This is a genomic window from Lentzea flava, from assembly GCF_014648475.1.
In the GTDB taxonomy this organism is placed as follows: Bacteria; Actinomycetota; Actinomycetes; order Mycobacteriales; family Pseudonocardiaceae; genus Lentzea; species Lentzea flava.
This window is the reverse complement of record NZ_BMRE01000034.1, coordinates 62064-83847: the sequence shown is the minus strand read 5'-3', so window position 1 is coordinate 83847 and position 21784 is coordinate 62064. Positions and strand designations below refer to the sequence as shown.

Genomic DNA, 21784 nt, shown 5'->3' with positions numbered 1-21784 from the left:
CTTGGCTACACTCCTGACCCAAACCAGTTGATCAGTTGTGTTGCAACGACCCCTGGAATTCGCCCATAACGGTTGGGAGACGGGCCCTCGGAATGCGCTTACCGGTTTACACCGAGCCCGCGTACTGGCTGATCCACGAACGGAAGTACGGAACGTCCACGTAGATCGACGGAGCGGTCGCGCAGGTCGTGCCACCACCGGACCGGCTCGTCGCGCCGATCAGCTCCCATCGGCCGTTCACCGACTTCACCTGCGGGCCACCCGAGTCGCCGTAGCAGGCGCCCTTGTTGCCGTCGGTGTTGTTGGTGCAGATCTCGGAAGCCGCGTTGATGCCGGAGCACCGGCTGTCCGAGACGATCGACGTGTCGAGTTCCTGCAGGGTGATCGGGGCGCCGCAGCCGCCGCGGATCGGGCAGGTCTGGCCCCAGCCGATGATCCGGGTGGCGGTGCCGACCTGGCCGGACGTGGCCGCAACGGCGGCGGGCGTCTGGCTGACCGAGGTCGCCAGCTGCACGAGCGCCAGGTCGGCCGACGGGTGGACGACGATCCGCGACGCGCGGGCCACCGTGCCGCCGCTGGTGCGGTTGGTGGTGCCGATCCGCGCCTGCGTCGACGACGGCGAGCGGCCCTGGACGCAGTGCTTCGCCGTCACGACCCAGTTGGCCTTGATCAGCGTGGCGCCGCAGAAGTGGCTGCCCGAGGTGCTCTGCAGCGAGACCATCCACGAGTAGACCTGGGTCGCGTTGCGCCCGCCGACGATCATCGGCGTGACGTCGCCGTCAGCGGTGGGAGTCGGGGCCGCGGTGGCCGCGGCGGCCGAGGCGAGCAGGGCGCCGGCGGCCACGGCGATTGCGGAGAACAACGAACGTGCCCTCATTGTTGAGTTTCCTTCCTGAACCCGGCGCAGGGTTGCCGGGATCAGGACAGGACATTATGAACGAACGTCACGAAGTGACTAGGGTCACTCGTCTGGTCACCGAGTGTTCACAGTTCACCTTTTACGGCAGCGGCTGCTGCACGTCCTCGGGCAGGTCGAAGTCGACCGAGGCGTATTCGCGCAGCTTGTGCAGGCTGTGGAAGCCGTCGATCATGCGGACGGTGCCGGACTTCGATCGCATGACGATGGACTGCGTGGTGCAGCCACCTGCCCGATAGTGCACACCGCGCAGAAGGTCGCCGTCGGTCACGCCCGTCGCGCAGAAGAAGACGTTGTCACCCGAGACGAGGTCGTTCGTCGTGAGCACGCGGGACAGGTCGTGGCCCGCACCGATCGCCTTCTCGCGCTCCTCGTCGTCCTTGGGCCACAACCGGCCCTGGATGGCGCCACCGACGCACTTCAGCGCCGCCGCCGCGATGATGCCCTCCGGCGTGCCGCCGATGCCCACGAGCATGTCCACGCCCGACGTGGGACGTGCCGCCGCGATCGCGCCCGCCACGTCGCCGTCGGAGATGAAGTGGATGCGGGCGCCGGCCTTGCGCACCTCCTGCACGATCGACTCGTGCCGCGGCCGGTCCAGGATGCACACGTTCACGTCGGAGACGTCGCTGTGCTTGGCCTTCGCGACGCGGCGGATGTTCTCCGCGATCGGCGCGGTGATGTCGATGACGTCGGCCGCCTCCGGGCCCACCGCGAGCTTCTCCATGTAGAACACGGCGGACGGGTCGAACATCGCCCCGCGCTCGGCCACGGCCAGCACCGCCAGCGCGTTCGGCATGCCCTTCGACATCAGCGTGGTGCCGTCGATCGGGTCGACGGCGACGTCGCACTCGGGGCCCTCGCCGTTGCCGACCTCCTCGCCGTTGTACAGCATGGGCGCCTCGTCCTTCTCGCCCTCGCCGATCACGACGACACCGCGCATCGAGACGGTGTGGATGAGCTTGCGCATCGCGTCGACCGCGGCGCCGTCACCGCCGTTCTTGTCGCCTCGCCCCACCCACCGGCCGGCGGCCATGGCGGCGGCCTCGGTGACGCGCACGAGCTCCAATGCCAGGTTCCGGTCGGGGGCTTCGCGACGTCGTTCCGCGGGGGTGTTCACCATTGCGCGCCTCCATGCGACTACTCAGCGTGCCGGATTTTGTGATCGGCAACTGAATCCTTGCACGGGATCACGCCTCGGAAACGTCCTCCTCGACCACAGCGAGAGCTGCATCGATTCGCTCGCGCGCACCGGCGAGATGCTGCTCACACGTCTTGGCGAGCGCCTCACCGCGTTCCCACAGCGCGAGTGAGTCCTCGAGCGACAGGCCACCGGCCTCCAGCTTGCGGACCACCTCGACCAGCTCGTCGCGGGCGGCTTCGTAACCGAGTGTTTCCGAACTCACGCGGATTGGCTCCTCAGACGGCTCAGCACGGTCGCGACGGCCAGGTCGTAGCCGACCAGCGCCTCCGCGAACTCCTCGCCGTCACCCTCTCGCACCGCCTCGTCGATGAGCGCCTCGGCCTCCGCGACGCGCCGGTACTGCACCGTCCCCGCGGTGGCCTCGCTCAGGTCGTGCAATGTGAGGATCAGCGTGCGGCGGCTCGGGGTGTCGCAGTCGCCCACCAGCGCCGTCCAGCACTCCGCGGCGGCCCTGTTCGCCGCCTCCGCCTTGGTCCGCAGCCCGGACGCGCACTCGCCGGCCGCCTCCATGGTCAGGGGCAGGAACACGGCATCACGCATCATCGGTACCTCCCCCTTCCGCACTGGTGACCACTGCTCCCACTGCTCCGTCAACGACGCGTACCCGCAGCTGTGTTCCGCTGGGCGCGTCCGTCACAGAACGCAACACGCCGTCGGGCCCGTCGGGTGTGACGAGTTGCACAACGGCGTATCCGCGGGCCAGCGTGGCGGCTGGTCCGAGGGTCGTCAAGCGGGCTTTCGTCCCTGACAGGTGGACGTCTTCCCGATCGAGACGTTGCGTGACGGCCCTACGGCATTGATCGCGAAGACGATTCACTTCTTCGGCACGACGGTCCAGTGGGCCGTACGGGTCCGAAAGTACTGGTCGGGAGCGCAGGGCGTCGAGCAGTTTGCGTTCCCGGTCGACCCAGCCGTGCAGTGCCCGGCGCCCGCGATCGCGCATCTGGCGGACGCGTTCACTCTCTTCGGCGACATCGGGAACCACCCGTTTGCCCGCGTCGGTCGGCGTCGAACAGCGGACGTCCGCGACGTGGTCGACCAGCGGGGTGTCCGGCTCGTGCCCGATCGCGGACAGCACCGGCGTGCGGCACGCCGACACCGCCCGGCACAGCGCCTCGTCGGAGAACGGCAGCAGGTCCTCCACGCTGCCGCCGCCGCGGGCGATGATGATGACGTCGCACTCGGGGTCCCTGTCCAGAGTGGACAGTGCGGTGATCACCTGGGTGACCGCCATCGGGCCCTGCACGGCGACGTTGATGACGCGGAAGTGCGCTGCGGGCCAACGGTTCCGCGCGTTCGTCAGCACGTCCCGCTCCGCCGCCGACGCACGGCCGGTGATCAGACCGATCTTGTTCGGCAGGAACGGCGGACGGCGCTTGCGGCGCGGGTCGAACAGGCCCTCGGCGTGCAGCAGCTTGCGCAGGCGCTCGATGCGGGCGAGCAGCTCACCGATGCCGACCGCGCGGATCTCGTCCGCGCGCAACGACAGCGTGCCCCGGTTCGGGTAGAAGCTGATCTTCCCGTGCACGATCACCCTGCTGCCCTCGTTGAGCTGCAGCTCGCGGATCATCCCGGCGTTGCAGGTGATCGACATCGACATGTCGACGCTCGGGTCGCGCAGCGTCAGGAACGCCGTCGAGCTGCGCGCGTTGAGCTGCGTGACCTGGCCCTCGACCCAGACGTCTCCGAGCCGGTTGATCCAGTCGAGCAGCTTGCGGGCGACCGTCCGCACCGGCCACGGGTTCTCCGGCGTGGACTTTCCTTCGCTCACTGAGCTTTGACCGTGGCAATCCGGCGGTTCAGCATGCCCACGAACTCAGGTCGTGACTCGTGCGCCTTCTCGTAGCTCAGCAGCTCCTCCAGCTGCTCCACGCTCAGGTTGCGCAGGCGGGCTCGCAGCTGTGCGATCGACAGCTCGTCGTAGGTCGGGAGGAACTCCGGCACCTCCGCGATGGCGCGCTCTTCCTCTTCCCACGGGTCGTCGACCGGCACCTCGGTGGTGACCGGCGTCTCGTCCTCGTCGAACGTCGCCCACTCCGGCTCTTCCTCCACGGGCCTCAGTCCGGAGAGGACGTCGTCACCTTTGATGGCGAGTTCGGTCACATGCTGCTGCACGCGCATCGACAACTGCATCGCCTCGCTGACCACCGTGAGCGGGAGTCCGGCGAGCTGCTGCGGCAGCTTGCGCGCCTGTTCGAGGGCGGTCACCGCGAGTCCGGCGGCAACGCGGACACCCAGAGGCAGTGGCTTCATGTGTGTAAGCCTGCCGCAACAGCGCCTGAGATGCGAAGAACTCGCCCTGGGTACCCTGATGGCATGCCCAAGCGAGTCCTGTTGGCGAAGCCGCGTGGTTACTGCGCGGGCGTTGATCGTGCCGTCGAGACGGTCGAGCGCGCCCTGGAGCAGTACGGCGCCCCCGTCTACGTGCGCAAGGAGATCGTCCACAACAAGTACGTCGTGGAGACCCTGTCCGACCGCGGTGCGATCTTCGTCAACGAGACCGACGAGGTTCCTGAGGGCGCACTCGTGGTGTTCTCAGCTCACGGCGTGTCGCCCGCGGTGCACGAGGAGGCGGCGCAGCGGTCGTTGCGCACCATCGACGCCACCTGCCCGCTGGTGACCAAGGTCCACAAGGAAGCCGTGCGCTTCGCCAAGGAGGACTACGACATCCTCCTGATCGGTCACGAGGGCCACGAGGAGGTCGAGGGCACCGCCGGTGAGGCCCCCGACCACGTGCAGCTCGTCGACACCGCGGAGGACGCGGCCAAGGTCGAGGTGCGCGACCCGTCGAAGGTGATCTGGCTGTCGCAGACGACGCTCTCGGTCGACGAGACCATGGTGCGGGTCCGGCAGCTCAAGGAACGCTTCCCGGAGATGCAGGACCCGCCGTCCGACGACATCTGCTACGCCACCTCGAACCGCCAGACCGCGGTGAAGACGATGGCGCCGTCGTGCGACCTGGTGCTCGTCGTGGGCTCGAAGAACTCCTCCAACTCGGTCCGGCTGGTCGAGGTCGCGCTGCAGAACGGCGCCAAGGCCGCCTACCTGATCGACTACGCCAAGGAGGTCGACCTGGCGTGGCTCGAGGGCGTCGAGACCGTCGGCGTCACGTCGGGCGCGTCGGTGCCGGACATCCTGGTGATGGAGCTGCTGAAGTTCCTCGAGTCGCACGGCTTCGGCGAGGTCGAGGAGATCACCACGGCCAACGAGAAGATCGCCTTCGCGTTGCCGCGTGAGCTCCGCAAGGACCTCGTCCGCTAACCGATGGCGTGCAGGGCCTGGTCCACGTCCAGGCCCCACACCGCGACCCGGTCGGCACCCGCGGACACCAGCGAGGTGCCGTCCGGCCGCCACGCCAGGTGCGTGACCGGCTGGCTGTGCCCGCGCAGCGCCGCCCAGAGCGTGCGCGAACCCACGTCCCACACGACGACGTCCCGATCCCGGCCGCCGCTCGCGAGCCGGGACGAGTCAGGGCTGAACTCCAGCGCCCCCACCGCCTGGGTGTGACCTCGCAGTTCGCCGATCTGCTGCCACGTCGAGGTGTCCCACAGCGCGATCACCCCGCTGTCGTCACCGGTGGCGAGCAGCTTGAGGTCCGGTGAGACCGCCAGCGTGCGCACGGGGCTCTTGTGCGGGCTCTGCAACGCCTTCTCGTTCCACGTCCTGATGTCGCGCACGCTGACGCCGCCGTCCTCGCGGCCGATCACGATCTCCTGGTCGGACCGGCCGAAGACGGCCGACGTGCGCTGTCCCCAGGCCAGCCCGCCGATCAGCGTGGGCTGGGCCGCGTCGGCGGTCGGCCACACGCCGTCGGGCACCTCCCCGCCGATCGCGAGCAGCGAGCGGCCGTTGAACTCCAGCGCCACCGGCGGGCGCCGCTCTCCGCTGAACCCGAGCGTGGACAGGTTCGCGACCGGCTTGCCCGTGGCCACGTCCAGCACCGAGAGCGGGACGCTCGTCGCGAGGAGCTTGCGATCCGGGCTGAAGCGGCTCATCCGGCTCTGGGCGACGCCGGTCTCCTGCCGGTGCACGGTGCGCAGGGTGCTGTCCCGGCGTTCGATCACACCGGTGTCGTCGACCGTGAGCACGGACCCGTCGGTATCGACCGCGAGCGCGCGCACCACCTGCCCGGACGTCTTGGGCATGCTCGCGGGCGGCCAGAACCTCAGCGTGCGGTCGGTGAGGATGACGAGTGAACCGTCCTCGGCGTAGCTCGTGCTGCTCACGGACTCGCCGACGGTGAGCGTCGCGAGCCTGGTGCCGCGCGCCACGTCCCACATGTTCAGCTTGCCGTCCACGCCTGCCGAGACGAGGACGGTCCCGTCGGGGCTCATCGTGAGGGACGTGACCGCGCCGGTGTGGCTGGGAGGCGTCGCGACGACGGCGCCGGACGCGATGTCGCGGATCTGGACGAGCCCCTCGTCCGTGCCGACCGCGGCCTGGGTGCCGCCGGGCAGCAGCGTGATCCGGTAGACGGTGCCGGAGCCCAGCGTGAAGCCGCCGACCTGCTGCCGGGTGACCAGGTCCCACACCGCGACCGAGTGGTCCGAGGCGAGCGCGAGGGTCCTCTCCTCCTTGATCGTGAACGGGCCGGTGATCGGACCGACGGGCAGCTCGTAGAGCTTCTGCCGGGTGGCGATGTCGTAGACCGTTCCGCCGACGAGCAACGTGCGGCCGTCCGCGCCGAAGTGGACGCCGACCGGCTGCCTGGTCGTGGTGAAGAGCTCGGGCTCGGCGTCCGGCCTGGCCCGCAGGGTGATCCGGCCGTTGCCGTCGGACAGGGCCATCCTGCCGTCGTCGGTGATGTCCCAGCCGAAGACGTAGCTCTTCCCGTCCCCGACCGGCACCGACTTGAGGTGGCGGAAGGTCGCGGCGTCGTAGATGTCGATGCCGAGGGTGCCCATCGTCAGGATCGTGTCGCCGACCATGGCCGTGCTCCACGCGCCTTTGTGTTGCATCGTGCGTCCCATGCCGGCGCCGTCCAGGCTGATCTCCCGGCCGTAGGACGCCGCGGCGGCCGCGCTCAGCACCCGCCCGCGTGCTTCGGCGGTCGGGTACGTCCGGTACGCCTCGTACGCCTTCTCCGCGGCGCGCCTCGGGTCGGTGCCCGCGAGTGCCTCGGAGGCCTCGACGAGCTGCTGCGACTGCCGCACGAGGCTCAGCCGTTCCACCTCCTGGCGTTGCTGCAGCGCCACCACCGCGGTCGCCGTGGTCGCGACCAGCAGGGCCGTCAGCCCCGCGGCGGCCCAGCGCTGACGGCGGGAACGGCGGCGTTCCCGCGCCTTGGAGGCGCCGAGGAACTCGCGTTCGGTGCCGGTCAGCTCGGGCTGGGCGCGCGTGACCCACTCGGTGGTCTCCGCGAGCCTGGTGGCCCGGTAGAGCGAGTCGTCGTCGCGGCCCAGCTCCTGCCACGTGCGGGCGGCGTCGGTGAGCCTGCGGTGCGTCCTGAGCCCCTCGCGGTCCTCGTCCAGCCACGCCCGCAGCCGCGGCCAGGCCCGGAACAGCGCCTCGTGCGTGACCTCGACGGTGTTCTCGTCGACGGTGATCAGCCGGGTGTCGGCGAGGACGTCGAGCACCTCCTCGCCCACCACGTCCTGGCGCGGGACGGGGCGCTTGGTGCCGTCGGCGCCGAGCCGGAGCAGGAGCTGCTTGGCCAGGCGTTGCTGCTCGTCGTCGAGCGTGGCGAACGCGGCCTCGGCGCTCTGGGCCAGCGCGCCCTGGATGCCGCCCGCGGCCTGGTAGCCGGCGAGGGTCAGCGTGTTGCCGCGACGGCGGTGCCACGTTTCGAGCAGCGCGTGCGACACGAGGGGGAGCACGCCGCTGCGTCCCGCTGCCTCTGCCACGAGGGTGGTCAACAGCGCCGTTTCGACCGTGCAGCCCACGGTGGCGGCGGGCTGCGTGATGGCACGACGCAGCTCGTCAGGGGTCATCGTGCCGAGAAGCACCTGTACGTCGGTGAGTGCGTCGGCGAGCTTCGGGTACTGCGCGCAGTGCGGGTAGAAGTCGGATCGCACGGCGATCACCCGGCGGCAGTCGGCGGCGAGCAGGACGTCGAGGAACGCCGAGCGCTGCACCTCGTCCTCGCACAGCGTGAAGAGCTCCTCGAACTGGTCGACGACCAGCAGGTCGGGGTTGCGCGCCAGCGCGTCGGCGATCGCGGCGTCCGGGTCGTGGCCGGGCGTGCAGATCGCCGCGTTGCCGAACTTCGCCGCGATACCCGCCCTGAGCAGCGACGACTTGCCCTCGCCCGACGCGCCGAACACCGCGAGGAACCGCTGGCGCTCGAGCCGGTCCAGCAGTGTGTGGGTCAACGCCTCCCTGCCGAAGAACCGGTCGGCGTCCTCGGTCGTGAACGGGTTCAGGCCCACGTACGGGGACGGCCCGTCCGTGGACCTGCTCCGCGCCATCGCGACGGCCAGGTCGTGCCAGCGCCGCTCCCAGGCCGTCTCGTCGCCGTGACACGCGCGGACGTACGCGAGCGTCACGTCCAGCCCCGGCAGCTTCCTGCCGCCCGCCGCGTCGGACAGCGTGCTCGCCGAGAAGTGCGCGCGCCTGGCCAGCTCCCGATAGCTCGGTTGCCCCGCGTTCGTGCGTAGTTGTCGTAAGTCTGCGGCGAACAGCAGCAGCGGACTGTCGCCTTCGTCCAGTGGACGTTCTCCCGTAGGCATCGCGCTCATGCTTGCAGAGTGCGTGCTGGTCAGGGGTGTTGTTGTACGTGATCCGTTGTACGAGGTTCCGGGGTCCGATCACGGACAACGGATCAGTTGAGTGCTCGCAGGGCGGTTTCCAGGTCGAGCGGCCACACGAGCAATGCGTCTGCTCCGGCAGACGCCACGGCACGGCCGTCGGGCATCCACGCGACGTGGGTGACGGCCTCGGCATGGCCGCGCAGAGTCGCCCACGTCTGTTGGGTGTTCACGTCCCACACAACGACGGTCTTGTCGTTGCCGCCACTCGCGAGCCACAGGACTGAGCGCCAAGGCCTTCACCACGCTCGTGTGCCCGCGCAGGTCGCCGATCCTGCGCCACGTCGAGGTGTCCCAGTTCTCCCCTGGGCATCGAGGTCATGCTGGCAGAGTGCTGCCGTTTTGCCTGCTCGTTGTTCTGTCGTCGTTGTTCGCGCTTCGGGGAGTGGGCGCGGACAACCTCTGGCTAGCGGTCGTCGCGCGGCGGCCTCGGCCTGCGTTGGCCCGCCGGGCGCTCACCGCGAGCGGCACCCTCCGGGCGCGGGCGGCGAGCCGGTGCTCCCTCCGGGCGCGGACGACGTGCGGGCGAGCCCTCCGGACGCGGGCGGCGCGGACGGTCCTCCGCGGACTCCTCACGCGCGGGCTTGCGGGCGGCGGGCTTGCTGCGGGCCTTCAGCTCGGCCTTGGCCTCGCGGACCTCGTCCTTGGACGGCCGGTTCGGGTCCTTCTGGATGAAGATCCGCACGATGCCGAGCACGACCGTGACGGCGGTGGTGACGGCCATGACCGGGAAGCTGTCGATCAGCGGCTTGCCCAGGCCGAGCGCCATGGCGGACAGGCCGCCCTTCTGGACACCGCCGGTGAGCAGCACGAGCGTCGGCACCGTCGCGGCGAGGACGAGCGGCGGCTGCACCATCGGCGCGAACAGGCTGCGGCGCTGGACCAGCAGGATCCCGGCGAGCGCACCGACGAAGAACACGCCGTTGAACGTCCAGCCGACGGTCTTGCTGGAGTTGATGTCGATGAACGCGCCGATGAACGCCGGGATCAGGGCGCACAGGATCGCGGCCCACCACGGGATGCCCTTGAACGACCCGAAGATGGCCTTGTAGTTCCACGGAACGGCGTCATAGTCCTCGACGTCGTCGAAGGCAGCCGAACGGTCGCGCACGTCACTCACGCCGCACACGGTAGCCGTTCGGCCATTCGGTGTTCGTCAGTCCGCTGCTTTCTCACCCAGAAGCAACCTGTTGGCACGCTCCGTGCGTTTTATGCGGACTGTTCGTCCGCCCTTCGGACGAGAGGCAGGGGCGTCGGGGTGGCGGAGGCTTCGGTCAGTGGTTCGACGCTCGCCCGGAAACCCTCCAGGGCGTCCAGTTCGCGGCGCCTCGCGCTCAGGAAGCGCTGCAGGTGGGTCGTGGAGAGGTTGACGGCCTCGATGGCGGTGTCCGCGGCCCGGTTGGCGCGGCCGGCCTGCAGCCTGACCTGCTCGACGTCGTCGGCGAGGGCCCGTTCGGTGACCGCGAACATGGCGCTCGAAGCGATCACGGCGAACCCGGTCGGGCCGCACAGGAAGATCCGGCGGTCCAGCAGCCAGCGCAGCAGTTCGGGATCGGTGTCCAGGGCGGCGACGACGGCGCCGTCGTTGGGGACGAACATGATCGTGCCGTAGATCGCGTCGGCCCAGCGCTGGTAGCCCTTGCCCGCCAGCTCGGCCGCGCGGGAGCGGATGTTGCGGACGTGGACCCGCAGCGCGTCCTGGCGTTCCTGCGGATCGTCCGTTTCGACCGCTTCCGCCCAGCAGGCCATGGACATCTTCGAGTCGACCGGGACCATGCGGCCGCCGCCGACGTTCAGCACCATGTCCGGCCGTACGGAGCCACCGCCCGCAACGTCGGTCTGCAGCGTGTAGTGGAGGTTTTCCCTCAGGCCGAGGGCGCGCGCCGTTTCGACGAGGACCTGCTCGCCGAGCTCGCCGCGGCCGCTGACGCTGGAGAACGCCACCTCGTACCGCTGCAGGGCTTGCTGCTGGGCGTCGTAGCGCGCGCGTTCGGCGCTGATGGCGTTGAGCGCCTCGTCGGTGCGGCGAACGCTGTCCTGGTACAGGCGCCAGACGAACACCAGCGCCCCGGCGCTGACGAGGGCCAGGACGAGCGAGGCGGTGATGATCACTGCGGTCACGGCACCGATGATGCTCCCTCAGAGATGTTGAACTCGATCGGGTGACACGCCGGGAACCCTCCCGGAGTTTTGTCGGACCCCGTCTCTACGGTTGGTCCCATGCGGATCCTGCACACCTCCGACTGGCACGTGGGGCGCACCTTCCACGGCCGCGACCTGCTCGTCGAGCAGGAGTCGGTGCTGAGCGGCCTCGCTGACCTGGTGTCTTCCGAGAAGGTCGACGTCGTGGTCATCTCCGGCGACCTCTACGACCGCGCGGTGCCGTCCGCCGACGCGGTGGCGTTGTGCGCGCGGGTGCTGATGCGGATCCGTGCCGCAGGGGCGCGGATCGTGATCACACCGGGCAACCACGACTCGGCGGCGCGGATCGGCGTGTTCGGGGAGTTCGCCGCGGCGGGCGGGCTCTTCCTCCGCACGCAGATCTCGTTGCTGGACAAGCCGGTCGAGCTGGAGGACGAGCACGGGCCCGTCGCGGTGTACGGGATTCCGTTCCTGGAGCCGGAACCGGCGCGGCACGTCCTCGGGATCGCGGACAAGGGCCACGCGCCCGTTCTCGGTGAGGCGATGCGGCGGATCCGCGCCGATCTCGCCGGGCGCGGGGCGCGGTCGGTGGTGCTGGCGCACGCGTTCGTCACGGGCGGGGCGCCGTCGGAGTCCGAGCGCACCATCGCCGTCGGTGGGGTGCAGGACGTGTCGATGCAGGTGTTCTCGGGCGTCGACTACGTGGCTCTCGGGCATCTGCACGGTCCGCAGACCCTGGCGGAGAACCTGCGCTACTCGGGCAGTCCGCTCGCGTACTCGTTCTCCGAGGCGCGGCACCGCAAGTCGGTGTGGCTGGTGGAGCTCGATGCGGGCGGTCTCGTCGGGGTGGAACGGCGCGAGCTGCCGGTGCCGCGCAAGCTGGCGACGGTGACGGGCACTCTCGCCGAGGTGCTGGAGGATCCGGCCCACACACCGCTGGAAGACCACTTCCTCTCGGTCGTGCTGACCGACCAGGTGCGGCCGATGGACGCGTTGCGGCAGCTGCAGAAGCGGTTCGAGCACGCGGTGCACGTGGAGTGGCGGCCGGAGCAGGGCCCGCAGCACACCATGACGTACGCGGACCGGGTGCGCGGCCGCACCGACGAGGAAGTGGCCTGCTGCTTCGTGTCCGACGCCCGCGGGTCCGAGCCGACCGCCGCGGAGATGGCGTTGCTGCGCGAGGCTTTCGCTTCGGTGGCGAGGGAGCAGGAGCAATGAGACTGCACCGCCTGGAGCTGACGGCGTTCGGCCCCTACCCGAAGCCGGAGACCGTCGACTTCGACGAACTGGGCGCCGACGGCCTGTTCCTGCTGCACGGCGACACGGGCGCGGGCAAGACGACGTTGCTCGACGCGGTGGCGTTCGCCCTGTTCGGCCGTGTGCCCGGCGCGCGCGGCGACGTGAAGAAGCTGCGCTGCGAGTACGCCGATCCCGAAGTGCCGACGTCGGTGTCGCTCGAGCTCACGGTGCAGGGCCGCCGGTTCCGCATCGTGCGCTCGCCGGAGTTCGACCGCCCGAAGAAACGCGGCGGCGGCTACACCACCCAGCCAGCGAAGTGCTCGCTGACGTGGCTCGAGGGCTGGGACGGCGAGGGGATCACCCGCATCGACGACGTGGCCCGCGCCGTCGAGGACATGCTGGGCATGTCGTACGAGCAGTTCTTCCAGGTGGTCCTGCTGCCGCAGGGCGAGTTCGCCCGCTTCCTGCGCTCCGACACCGCGGAACGGGAGGTGCTGCTCGAAAAGCTCTTCGGCACCGAGCGCTTCCTCGACGTGGAGAAGTGGTTCCGCGACAAGCGGGTGGTGGCCGGCCGCCTGTTGGAGGAACGCCGCCAGGGCGCCTCCGAGCTGATGCACCGCGTGGCCGAGGCCGCCTCCGAGGAGCCGTCGGACGAGCCGGAGTGGCTGGATTCGGTGCTGGAAAGGCTTTCCCAGGCCGTCCGGGAGGCCGAGGAGCAGTCGGTGGAGACGGCGGGCGTGGCCGACGGCGCGGACGCGTTGCTGGCCCAGGCCCGCGTGCAGGCCGACCAGATCCGCCGCGTCCGCGAGGCCCGCGACATGCTGGCCCGTGTCGAGGCGGCCGACTCGGCGTCGTGGTTCGCCGAGCGCGACGCCGCCCGGCGCGCCATGCCCGTCGTGCCGGCGTTCAACGAGATCGCGAAGCTCCAGCAGTCGTACGAGTTCGCGGTCCGCGACGAGACGCGCGCCGCGGAAGCCCTGGCCCGCCTGGGATATTCCGGCTCGTCCCTGCGGGAGGACGCCGAGCGCTGCCGTGAGGAGGCGGGTGGCCTCGCCGAGCTCGCGGCCGAGGCGGAACGCCAGAAGGCCGACGAGCGCAGGCTCTCCGAGCTCAAGCACGCCTCGTACCAGGTGGAGCGGCGCCTGCTGGCCCTGAACGCCGAACTGGAGGTGCTGCCGGAACGCCTCGCCCAGTGCCGTGCCCAGCTGGACGCCGCCGCCGAGGCGTCCGCGCGCCTGGAGTCCCTGAAGACCCGCGCGGATGCCGCGGAGGCGTTGCCCGGCGCCGGGGAAGCGCTGGAGCGCACCAAGACCGAACTGCGCCAGGCGATCGACGTCCACCAGAAGGCCAAGGACGTCCTGCAGCAGGTCCGCCACCAGCGCCTGGAGAACATGGCCATCGAGCTGGCCGCGGCCCTGCAACGCGGCAAGCCCTGCGCCGTCTGCGGCTCGCCGAGCCACCCCGCGCCCGCGCAGCCGATGCTGGGCGGCGTCGACGCGGCCGACGAGGAGGAAGCCGCCCGCGACGAACAGGCCGCGCTGGACCGCCGCAACTCCGCCGAACGGGCCGCCCACGCCGCCGAGCTGCGCATCCAGGCCTGTTGGGAGGCCCTGGGGTCGGAGGAGCCGGCCGTCGCGCTGTCCGAGTACCGCGCGGCGGTGGAGCTGGCGCGCACGCGGTCGCAGCGGCAGAACGAGTTCGTGGGCCTGGAGGCCAAGACCCGCGACCTGGGGGCGGAGAAGGAGAAGGTCGAACAGGACCTGGTCAGGCTGCGCACCGAGCACACGTCACTGGTCGCCGTCGTCGAGGAACGCGGCGCCCGGCTGGAGAAGGCCCGGGGCGAGCACGAGGACGTGCTGACGCGCCGCGACCACCTGCTGCGCCTGGCGAAGGCCTTGGTGGAGCTGGCTGATCGCCGTGCGGCCAAGGACAGCGCGCTCGCCAGGGTCGAGGAGCAGCAGGCCTCGGTGGCGGCCCTGGCGGCGGAGGCGGGCTTCCCTGATGTCGAGGCGGCGCTCGCGGCCGCCCGGCGCCCGGCCGCGTTGCAGGCGTTGGACGACCGGATCGCCGCCTGGGAACGCGCCCGTGCCACGGCCATGGCGACGCTGGAGGAACTGGCCGAGGTCGATCCGGCTTCCGAGGTGGACCTGAACGAGGTCACCGCCGCGGCCTCTGCCGCTCGGGCGGCCGCGTCGGAGGCGACCACTCGGCTGGCGCGTGCTCGTGCGGCGCTGGAGCGGGTCAGCGAGCTGGCCACCCGGCTGCGGGCCGAGTGGAAGTCGTTGGAGCCGCTGGAGGCCTCGTACGCGGAACTGGACGCGCTCACCGACGTGATCAACGGGCGGGGACAGAACTCCAAGAAGATGACGCTGCGGTCGTACGTGCTCGCGGCGCGGCTCGAGGAGGTCGCCGTCGCGGCTTCTGCCCGGCTGCACCGGATGAGTCAGGGGCGGTACAGCTTCGTGCACTCCGACTCGGCCGGGGCGCGGGGCACTCGGGGCGGGCTGAGTCTCGACGTCCTGGACGACTACTCGGGGCGGGCTCGGCCGGCCAAGACGTTGTCCGGCGGGGAGTCGTTCCTGGCTTCGCTGTCGCTGGCTCTCGGGCTGGCTGACGTGGTGGCCAACGAGACCGGTGGGGCGTTGCTGGACACGCTGTTCGTGGACGAGGGGTTCGGCACGCTCGACTCGGACACGCTGGACATCGTGATGAACACGTTGGACGAGCTGCGGGCCGGCGGGCGGGTTGTGGGGCTGGTGTCGCATGTGGAGGAGCTGCGGCAGCGGATTCCCACCCGGTTGAAGGTTCGGAAGGCGCGGACCGGATCCACGCTCGAGGTGTCGCTGGGTTGACGTCGGCCGGCTGTTTGTCGCATGTGGACGAACCAGATGGTCCGCCCTAACCTCGTTCCGTGCTGTCCCACGTGGAAATCACCGCGCGCGTCGCTGTCACCTCGGGTGCACACTTCGTGTGGTCGAACCGGCTCGAGTACTCCCATGACTGCTTCGTGTGCCGACGGGTGGGGCGGACCGTTGCGTTGCATCACGGTGCGACGCACGGGGTCTGTCACTCGTCTCGGCGGCAGCTGGAGTGGCAGGACGATCTGGACGACTTCGGCGTGCATCCCACGCCGATCAGGATCACCGGGTTCGACACCGGGTCTGATGGTGAGGTTGAGGTGCTCCGGTGCCGGCTGTCGTTCTGGTGGTCGCCGTTCGCCGACGTCAAGCGGCCCGGTGAGCACGGGAGTGAGCTCGCGGTGCGGCCTTGGGTTCGCGTGCACTACCGGGTGGGGTGTCACACGTGTCGTGACTCCGGGCGGGACGACTGGTTCGGTGAGCAGAAGTCCTTCCAGAGCAACACGGTGTGGCCCGTCACCGGCTCGTGCCCGCACTGCCGGGCCGAGCTGGTGACGATGTCAGGGCCGCCCGAGATCAACCTCGTTTAGGCCTCTTCGTGGGACAGCAGCCAGCGCTTCACGGGCAGGCCCCAGCGGAAGCCGCCCAGGTCTCCGCCGATTCGGATCACACGGTGGCACGGCACGAAGAGTGCCGCCGCGTTGCGGGCGCAGGCCGAGGCCGCGGCGCGGACCGCCGCGGGACGGCCGGAGAGTTCGGCGTACTCGGTGTAGGTGACGGGGGCGCCGGCGCGGACGGTGCGCAGGACGTCCCAGGCGTGCTGGAGGAACGGGCCCGACTTCTGGCGCACCTCCACCGAGTCGATCACGTCGAGGTCGCCCTCGTGGTAGGCGATGACGGCCTTGGTGACGTCGCCCAGGTCGCGCTTCGGCGTGATCTCGGACGGTGCCAGGGTGGCGTGGATCTGGGGGGTCAGCAGGGCGATGTCGGCCGTCCAGCCGCTGGCGAGCACTGCTCCGTCCGGCGCGACGATCGCGGTGAACGGCCCCGCTGGGGTGTCCACAGTGGACGTGTGTGCGACGCTCATGATGTTGCTGCCTTCCTCGTCAGGTGTGCTCCGGCGTAGGAGCGCCACGGGCGCCAGTCGGGGCCGTGGGGAGCCAGGTGTTGCAGGGAGTGCGGGAGCACCAGCACGTCTGGGGCGCCCAGTACTCGCATGGCCACCTCGTCGGCCACCTGGTGGCCGACGAGAGGGGTCAGTTCTTCGGTCAGGTCTTCGATCGAGCGGCCCACGTCCACCACGAGTGTGCCGGTGGCCAGTGCCTCGGCGATCGGGTGGTCGGCCGCCGAGTAGAGGTGGGTGAGGGTCCCGTCCGGGACCTGCAGCGGTGTGCCGGCGAAGGGGGCCACCAGGCGCAGAAGGGTCTCGGCGCCGTCGACGCTGCCTGGGACGCGGATGCCCGGGGTTGCGCGGACGAGCGGGCCGATGATCGGGTCCTTGCCCAGGAACTCGTCGACGGACGTCGGGTCGGCGTCCAGGTCCAGCAGGCGGCGGACCCTGGAGACCGCCGCGCCCAGGTCGCGCATGTCGGCCAGGCGCAGGGAGCAGAGGACGTGGTCGGCCGGGAAGGTCAAGCGGACCGTTGCTTCGCCGTGGGGGAGTGACAGCGTTCGGGCGTAGGAGTCGGTGGTCACCTCTTCCACGCCCGGTAGCGCGTGCCGGCGGAAGTGGGCGAGCAGGCCCGTGGCGTCGAACGGTGGGCGGTACGGCAGGCGCAGGACGATGCGACCTGGGGTGCCGATCGGGGCCTTGCCGCGGCCGCGCATGTCGGACGGTGTCGAGGCGAACACCATGCGGATGGTGTCGTTGAACTGGCGGACCGACGCGAAGCCCGCGGCGAAGGCGATGTCGGCGAACGGGAGCTCGGTCGTCTCGATCAGCAGGCGTGCGGCGTGGGCGCGGTGGGCACGGGCCAGCGCGAGCGGGCCCGCGCCCAGTTCGGCGGTCAGCACGCGGGTCAGGTGGCGTTCCGAGTAGCCCAGGCGGGAGGCGAGGCCCGTCACGCCGTCGCGTTCGACCACGCCGTCGCTGATCAGGCGCATCGCGCGGGCGGCCAGGTCGGCGCGGAGGTTCCACTCGGGCGAGCCGGGCACGGCGTCCGGGAGGCAGCGGCGGCAGGCGCGGAAGCCAGCGGACTGGGCGGCGGCCGCCGTCAGGAAGAACTGGCTGTTGCGGCGCTTCGGGGTCACCGCGGGGCACGACGGACGGCAGTAGATGCCGGTCGTGCGGACCGCGTGGATGAAGCACCCGTCGAAACGGGCGTCACGTGCGGCGCACACCCGATACGCGTGCTCTTCGTCAATGACCATGCCAACGATCCTGCCAGCGGGAACGGGCAAAGGCTCGCGGGAATCGGACATGACCGTGGCCTGCCGTAGACTCGTCACCCGTGAGTTTGACCCTCGGTATCGTCGGCCTGCCCAACGTCGGCAAGTCCACCCTGTTCAACGCGCTCACGCGCAACGACGTGCTCGCCGCGAACTACCCGTTCGCGACCATCGAGCCGAACGTCGGCGTCGTGCCGTTGCCGGACGCGCGCCTCACCAAGCTCGCCGAGATCTTCGGCTCCGAGCGCGAGGTGCCTGCCGTCGTGTCGTTCGTCGACATCGCGGGCATCGTCAAGGGCGCGTCGGAGGGTGAGGGCCTCGGCAACAAGTTCCTCGCCAACATCCGCGAGGCCAACGCGATCTGCCAGGTCATCCGTGTCTTCGACGACCCGGACGTCGTGCACGTCGACGGCCGGGTGGACCCGGCCTCCGACATGGAGACGATCAACACCGAGCTGATCCTGGCCGACCTCCAGACCCTGGAGAAGGCCATTCCGCGCCTGGAGAAGGAGGCGCGGATGCAGAAGGACCGCCGCCCCGCCCTCGAAGCGGCGCAGAAGGCCAAGGAGATCCTCGACTCGGGCCGCACGCTGTTCTCCGCTCAGTCCGAAGTGGACTACGCGCTGATCCGCGAGCTCTCCCTGCTCACGACGAAGCCGTTCCTCTACGTCTTCAACGCCGACGAGGGCGTGCTGGCCGACGAGGCCCGCATGAAGGAGCTGCGCGAGCTGGTCGCTCCCGCCGACGCGGTGTTCCTCGACGCCAAGGTCGAGTCCGAGCTGCTGGAGCTGGACGAGGAGTCGGCCCGCGAGCTGCTGGAGTCGATCGGCCAGCACGAGCCGGGTCTGCACTCCCTGGCCCGCGCGGGCTTCCACACCCTGGGCCTGCAGACCTACCTGACCGCGGGGCCGAAGGAAGCACGGGCCTGGACCATCCCGCAGGGCGCCACCGCCCCGCAGGCCGCCGGTGTCATCCACACGGACTTCGAGAAGGGCTTCATCAAGGCCGAGGTCGTGTCGTTCGACGACCTGGTCGCGGCGGGCTCGAAGGCCGAGGCGAAGGCGGCGGGCAAGGTCCGCATGGAGGGCAAGGACTACGTCATGGCCGACGGCGACGTGGTGGAGTTCCGCTTCAACGTCTGAGCAGGTCGTCGCGCGGCGGTCCGCTCAGCCCGCCTGGCCGTGCGGCAGGGTAGGCCTGACTTCGCCGGCGCTGTCACTCAGCGAGACGCGGCGGGCACTGAACGAACTCGTCGCGGAGTTGCGCCTCTGAATGGTGCAACTGCAAGGGGGTCGTCCGGGGCATGTGCCTGTGCTGTTGAAGAACGTGGATGCCGATCAGGTTTGTACCGACCTCTGTGGGGTAGTCCAGAGAAGGATTCCCCACCTGGAGGTGTCATGATCGTTCTCGGTCTGATCCTGCTCGTCGTCGGATGGCTGGCCGGTATCAGCATTCTGACGACCATCGGAGTGGTGCTTCTGGTGATCGGCGCGATCCTCGCCGTCCTCGGCGCAGTGGGCAAGCCGGTCGGCGGTCGTGCGCACTACTTCTGACGTCCTCGTGCGTCGCTAGATGGACGAAAGAGGGAGTCTCCACAGTGGAGACTCCCTCTTTCGCTTGTGTCGCAACGGTTACACGTTGTTCTTGGTGCGAGCCGCGGCGGCGAACACTCCGAACGCGACCCCCAGCATGCCCAGAGCGGCGACAGCGGCAACGACAAGATCAACAGACATGATCAGAAAAACTCCCTCTAGCGATCTCTCCCGTCTTGATGACGCTCGGATACCCCCCGACGTTGCCTCGGGTAACGTTTTCGGGGTGAAACTCCGTGCTGTGGAAGCGCGTGTGCTCTCCGTAGCGCCGTGGCTGCTCGCCTTGTCGGTCGTCGGACACCTGTTGATGGTCGCCTTCCAGGCGAAGATGACCATGATCGACCTGCTGGTGTACCGCAACGGATCGCCGCACCTGTTCTCCGGTGACCTGTACGAGTGGCGGCTCGACCAGTACGCGGACGTGTTCCCGCTGCCGTTCACCTACCCGCCGTTCGCGGCCGCGATCTTCACGCCGATGAGCTGGATCCCGTGGGAGGCGTCGCGGTGGGTCTGGCAGCTGATCTGCCTCGGCTGCCTGTACTTCATCGTGCGCACCAGCCTCAAGCTGCTGAAGCTGAACGACCCGCGTCGCGCGATGCTGTGGACCGCGCTGGTGCTGTGGATCGAGCCGGTGCGCACCACGCTCAACTACGGCCAGATCAACCTGGTGCTGTGCGCGATCCTGATCGGCACGCTCGCGAGTGCGCGGAACTGGGTCGGCGGTGCCGGTGTGGGTTTCACGGCGGGCATCAAGCTCACGCCCGCTATTTCCGGTTTGTACTTCCTCATCCAGCGCCGGTGGATGGCTGCCGTCTGGTCGTTCGTGGCGTTCGTCGTCGTGTACGGCATCGGCTGGGCCATCTCGCCGTCGCAGTCGAACAAGTTCTGGTTCGAGCTGCTCGGTGACGCCAGCCGGGTCGGGCCGGTCGGCAGCGCGATCAACCAGTCGCTGCGCGGGGCGCTCAGCCGCACGGTCGGGTACGACGTGAAGACCGGGCCGATCTATCTCCTCGGCGTGCTCGTCGCCGCCGTGCTGACGTGGTTCGCCGTCAGCAAGACCAAGGACGCGCTGGCGCTGATCGTCAGCGTTCAGATGCTCGGCCTGCTGGTCTCGCCGATCTCGTGGAGCCACCACTGGGTGTGGATGGTGCCCGCCCTCCTGTGGCTGATCTACGAGGGCGGACACCTCCTGTGCAAGATCACCGCGGGCCTGTGGGTGCTGCTGACCGGCGGCTACCTGATCTCGTTCCTGCTGCTCGCCCAGCCGAACATCTGGGACTTCCCGCGCCCGTGGATCTTCATGCTGCTCGGCTGGGGTTATCCGGCCGCGGGCATGCTCACGCTGGTCGCGATCGGCCTAGCAGCCCGGCGTCAGCGGGACGAGCTGTTGCCCGGCGAGCAGGAAGCTGCCGACGGCGAACCCAGCCGAGTCGCCGGCTGAGGCGGGCCTCCAGGAGTTGCGGGCCGCCGTCCAGCCGAGGAGGCCGTCGGCGTCCAGCGCGGTCTGCAGCGCCTGCCAGCCCTTCCGCACGTGCGGCAGGTAGGTGTCCCGGTCGAGCACGCCCGCGTTGATGCCCGCCGCGAACGCGTAGGTGATCATCGCGGTGGCCGCGGAGTCCTTGCCGGTCGCGCCCCAGAAGCCGTCATGGCGCTGGAGGTACCGCAACGTCTGCGCGCTCTTGCGCAGCGTCTTGGCGTAGTCGGCGCGGTACGGGTTGTCCTTCGGCAGCGCGAGCATCGCCTTGGCGAGGCCCTGCACGGCCCAGCCGTTGGTTTGCACGTTCGGCCCCCACAGGCCCGTGAGCTCGTTGAACGTCCGCCGCTTGAGGCTGCGGTAGGACCGGTAGGAGTAGGCGAGCAGGTCCTGGTCGAGGTCGCGCACGGCGACCTCGGTGAACGACGGCAGCGACATGTTCAGCGCGTCCGGCGACTTCCAGTAGTCGAACCTGCCGGTCTTCGCCTGGGCCCGCAGGTTGTCCCGCAGCGGCTGGAGCACCTCGGGTTCCGGGTGGAAGAACGAGACCGCCAGGTAGGCCTCACCGCTCGACTGCGGGTCCGGGGCGTACGGGTTCGCCGGGTCGACGGGCAGCAGGAACTTGTTCGCCTTCACCCACGGCCACGTCTTGTGGTTGCTGATCCCGGTGGTGCGGACCTGCGCGATGTTGCCGGTGTGGAAGTTCGCGTTGGACCAGTTGTTCGCCGCGAGGTCGGTGCCCTTGGTGACCCACGCCGTGCTGGCCTTGATCATCACGTCCGTCACGGCACACGGCACGGCTTGAGCAGCCGCGGGTGCGATCAGAAGACTGCCTGCCAGCGCGACGACGAGCAAAGGTGTGCGCAACCGCATGAGGGTGTTCCCTCTCCTGTCCGCGGGCGGCGGCAGCGCACATCTTGACCGAATCAGGCCAGCGCGTCCAGAACTCCGTCGATTTCCTCGGCGAGATAGACGTCGAGCGCGGTGATTCCTCCCTTGTAGTGGGTGCTCAGGCGGAAGGTCAGGGTCTTGTAGCGGATGTCGATGTCGGGGTGGTGGTTGTCGTTCTCCGCGATCTCGGCGACCCGGTTCACGACCATGATCGCCTGCGCGAAGCTCTCCAGCTCGACGGTCCTGACCAGCGCCGCGTCCTGGGCGGCCCAGTCGGACAGCTTGGGCAGCACGTCGTTCAGCTGATCGTCACTCAACAGCTCGGCCATGTCCT

At 69.7% G+C, this 21784-nt stretch carries 21 protein-coding genes and 1 pseudogene; 7 read left to right on the top strand and 15 right to left on the bottom strand.

Annotation, left to right across the window (positions count from 1 at the left end; genetic code table 11):
- Positions 1-106: 106 nt before the first annotated feature.
- From IEZ09_RS30660 to IEZ09_RS30635, 6 genes are all read right to left on the bottom strand, one after another.
- The gene (locus tag IEZ09_RS30660; protein ID WP_189257274.1) at positions 107-877 is read right to left on the bottom strand and encodes a S1 family peptidase; all 771 of its coding nucleotides are present in this window, start codon (positions 875-877) and stop codon (positions 107-109) included.
- A 121-nt stretch (positions 878-998) separates the two neighbouring features.
- Positions 999-2039: a class II fructose-bisphosphatase gene (gene glpX / locus IEZ09_RS30655; RefSeq protein WP_189257273.1), complete on the bottom strand. Its 1041-nt coding sequence runs from the start codon at positions 2037-2039 to the stop codon at positions 999-1001.
- A gap of 67 nt (positions 2040-2106) precedes the next feature.
- On the bottom strand, positions 2107-2322 hold the full coding sequence (locus IEZ09_RS30650; protein WP_229813098.1) for an exodeoxyribonuclease VII small subunit: 216 nt from the start codon (positions 2320-2322) through the stop codon (positions 2107-2109).
- On the bottom strand, positions 2319-2663 hold the full coding sequence (locus tag IEZ09_RS30645) for a sugar ABC transporter substrate-binding protein (protein ID WP_229813097.1): 345 nt from the start codon (positions 2661-2663) through the stop codon (positions 2319-2321). Before IEZ09_RS30645 ends, IEZ09_RS30650 begins: the two co-directional genes overlap by 4 nt.
- Positions 2653-3891, bottom strand: a complete 1239-nt coding sequence (xseA, locus tag IEZ09_RS30640) for an exodeoxyribonuclease VII large subunit (protein ID WP_189257272.1) — start codon at positions 3889-3891, stop codon at positions 2653-2655. Before xseA ends, IEZ09_RS30645 begins: the two co-directional genes overlap by 11 nt.
- Positions 3888-4373 (bottom strand): lipid droplet-associated protein, encoded by a 486-nt coding sequence (locus IEZ09_RS30635; RefSeq protein WP_189257271.1) that lies wholly within the window; start codon positions 4371-4373, stop codon positions 3888-3890. Before IEZ09_RS30635 ends, xseA begins: the two co-directional genes overlap by 4 nt.
- A gap of 63 nt (positions 4374-4436) precedes the next feature.
- Here IEZ09_RS30635 and IEZ09_RS30630 point away from each other — a divergent pair, with 63 nt between their 5' ends.
- On the top strand, positions 4437-5381 hold the full coding sequence (locus tag IEZ09_RS30630) for a 4-hydroxy-3-methylbut-2-enyl diphosphate reductase (RefSeq protein WP_189257270.1): 945 nt from the start codon (positions 4437-4439) through the stop codon (positions 5379-5381).
- Here the strand turns inward: IEZ09_RS30630 and IEZ09_RS30625 are convergent.
- The 5 genes and pseudogenes from IEZ09_RS30625 to IEZ09_RS30605 all read right to left on the bottom strand — a co-directional run bounded on the left by IEZ09_RS30625 (position 5378) and on the right by IEZ09_RS30605 (position 10987).
- Complete coding sequence (locus IEZ09_RS30625) at positions 5378-8797, bottom strand: nSTAND1 domain-containing NTPase (RefSeq protein WP_189257269.1); 3420 nt, start codon at positions 8795-8797, stop codon at positions 5378-5380. The genes IEZ09_RS30630 and IEZ09_RS30625 overlap by 4 nt on opposite strands.
- 83 nt (positions 8798-8880) lie before the next feature.
- The gene (locus tag IEZ09_RS30620; protein WP_189257268.1) at positions 8881-9039 is read right to left on the bottom strand and encodes a WD40 repeat domain-containing protein; all 159 of its coding nucleotides are present in this window, start codon (positions 9037-9039) and stop codon (positions 8881-8883) included.
- A pseudogene (locus IEZ09_RS47985) lies at positions 9040-9087 on the bottom strand (hypothetical protein); the annotation flags it as partial. It abuts the gene before it with no gap.
- Positions 9088-9272: 185 nt separating this feature from the next.
- A complete protein-coding gene (locus IEZ09_RS30610; protein ID WP_229813096.1) occupies positions 9273-9986 on the bottom strand; it encodes a DUF6542 domain-containing protein in 714 nt (237 codons plus the stop codon).
- An 89-nt stretch (positions 9987-10075) separates the two neighbouring features.
- Complete coding sequence (locus tag IEZ09_RS30605; protein WP_189257267.1) at positions 10076-10987, bottom strand: DNA recombination protein RmuC; 912 nt, start codon at positions 10985-10987, stop codon at positions 10076-10078.
- A gap of 99 nt (positions 10988-11086) precedes the next feature.
- Here IEZ09_RS30605 and IEZ09_RS30600 point away from each other — a divergent pair, with 99 nt between their 5' ends.
- From IEZ09_RS30600 to IEZ09_RS30590, 3 genes are read left to right on the top strand one after another with little or no spacing between them, the layout of a single operon-like run.
- The gene (locus tag IEZ09_RS30600; protein WP_189257266.1) at positions 11087-12226 is read left to right on the top strand and encodes an exonuclease SbcCD subunit D; all 1140 of its coding nucleotides are present in this window, start codon (positions 11087-11089) and stop codon (positions 12224-12226) included.
- Positions 12223-15099: an AAA family ATPase gene (locus IEZ09_RS30595; protein ID WP_189257265.1), complete on the top strand. Its 2877-nt coding sequence runs from the start codon at positions 12223-12225 to the stop codon at positions 15097-15099. The genes IEZ09_RS30600 and IEZ09_RS30595 overlap by 4 nt, the downstream gene beginning before the upstream one ends.
- A gap of 59 nt (positions 15100-15158) precedes the next feature.
- Positions 15159-15695 (top strand): hypothetical protein, encoded by a 537-nt coding sequence (locus IEZ09_RS30590; protein ID WP_189257264.1) that lies wholly within the window; start codon positions 15159-15161, stop codon positions 15693-15695.
- Here the strand turns inward: IEZ09_RS30590 and IEZ09_RS30585 are convergent.
- Both IEZ09_RS30585 and IEZ09_RS30580 read right to left on the bottom strand, forming a co-directional pair.
- The gene (locus tag IEZ09_RS30585; RefSeq protein WP_189257263.1) at positions 15692-16192 is read right to left on the bottom strand and encodes a methylated-DNA--[protein]-cysteine S-methyltransferase; all 501 of its coding nucleotides are present in this window, start codon (positions 16190-16192) and stop codon (positions 15692-15694) included. The genes IEZ09_RS30590 and IEZ09_RS30585 overlap by 4 nt on opposite strands.
- Positions 16189-17475, bottom strand: a complete 1287-nt coding sequence (locus tag IEZ09_RS30580) for a DNA-3-methyladenine glycosylase 2 family protein (protein ID WP_189257262.1) — start codon at positions 17473-17475, stop codon at positions 16189-16191. Before IEZ09_RS30580 ends, IEZ09_RS30585 begins: the two co-directional genes overlap by 4 nt.
- 80 nt (positions 17476-17555) lie before the next feature.
- On the opposite strand from IEZ09_RS30580, the gene ychF reads away from it, so the two are divergent.
- The 3 genes from ychF (at position 17556) to IEZ09_RS30565 (ending at position 20526) form a co-directional block, all read left to right on the top strand.
- Complete coding sequence (ychF, locus tag IEZ09_RS30575) at positions 17556-18635, top strand: redox-regulated ATPase YchF (RefSeq protein ID WP_189257261.1); 1080 nt, start codon at positions 17556-17558, stop codon at positions 18633-18635.
- A gap of 255 nt (positions 18636-18890) precedes the next feature.
- The gene (locus IEZ09_RS30570; protein ID WP_086662791.1) at positions 18891-19046 is read left to right on the top strand and encodes a DUF6131 family protein; all 156 of its coding nucleotides are present in this window, start codon (positions 18891-18893) and stop codon (positions 19044-19046) included.
- A gap of 265 nt (positions 19047-19311) precedes the next feature.
- A complete protein-coding gene (locus IEZ09_RS30565; RefSeq protein WP_189257260.1) occupies positions 19312-20526 on the top strand; it encodes a mannosyltransferase in 1215 nt (404 codons plus the stop codon).
- Here IEZ09_RS30565 and IEZ09_RS30560 read toward each other — a convergent pair.
- Both IEZ09_RS30560 and IEZ09_RS30555 read right to left on the bottom strand, forming a co-directional pair.
- Positions 20443-21426 (bottom strand): glycoside hydrolase family 88 protein, encoded by a 984-nt coding sequence (locus IEZ09_RS30560; protein WP_189257259.1) that lies wholly within the window; start codon positions 21424-21426, stop codon positions 20443-20445. The two genes, IEZ09_RS30565 and IEZ09_RS30560, sit on opposite strands and share 84 nt — an antisense overlap.
- A gap of 59 nt (positions 21427-21485) precedes the next feature.
- The gene (locus tag IEZ09_RS30555; RefSeq protein WP_189257258.1) at positions 21486-21779 is read right to left on the bottom strand and encodes a 4a-hydroxytetrahydrobiopterin dehydratase; all 294 of its coding nucleotides are present in this window, start codon (positions 21777-21779) and stop codon (positions 21486-21488) included.
- Positions 21780-21784 lie beyond the last annotated feature (5 nt).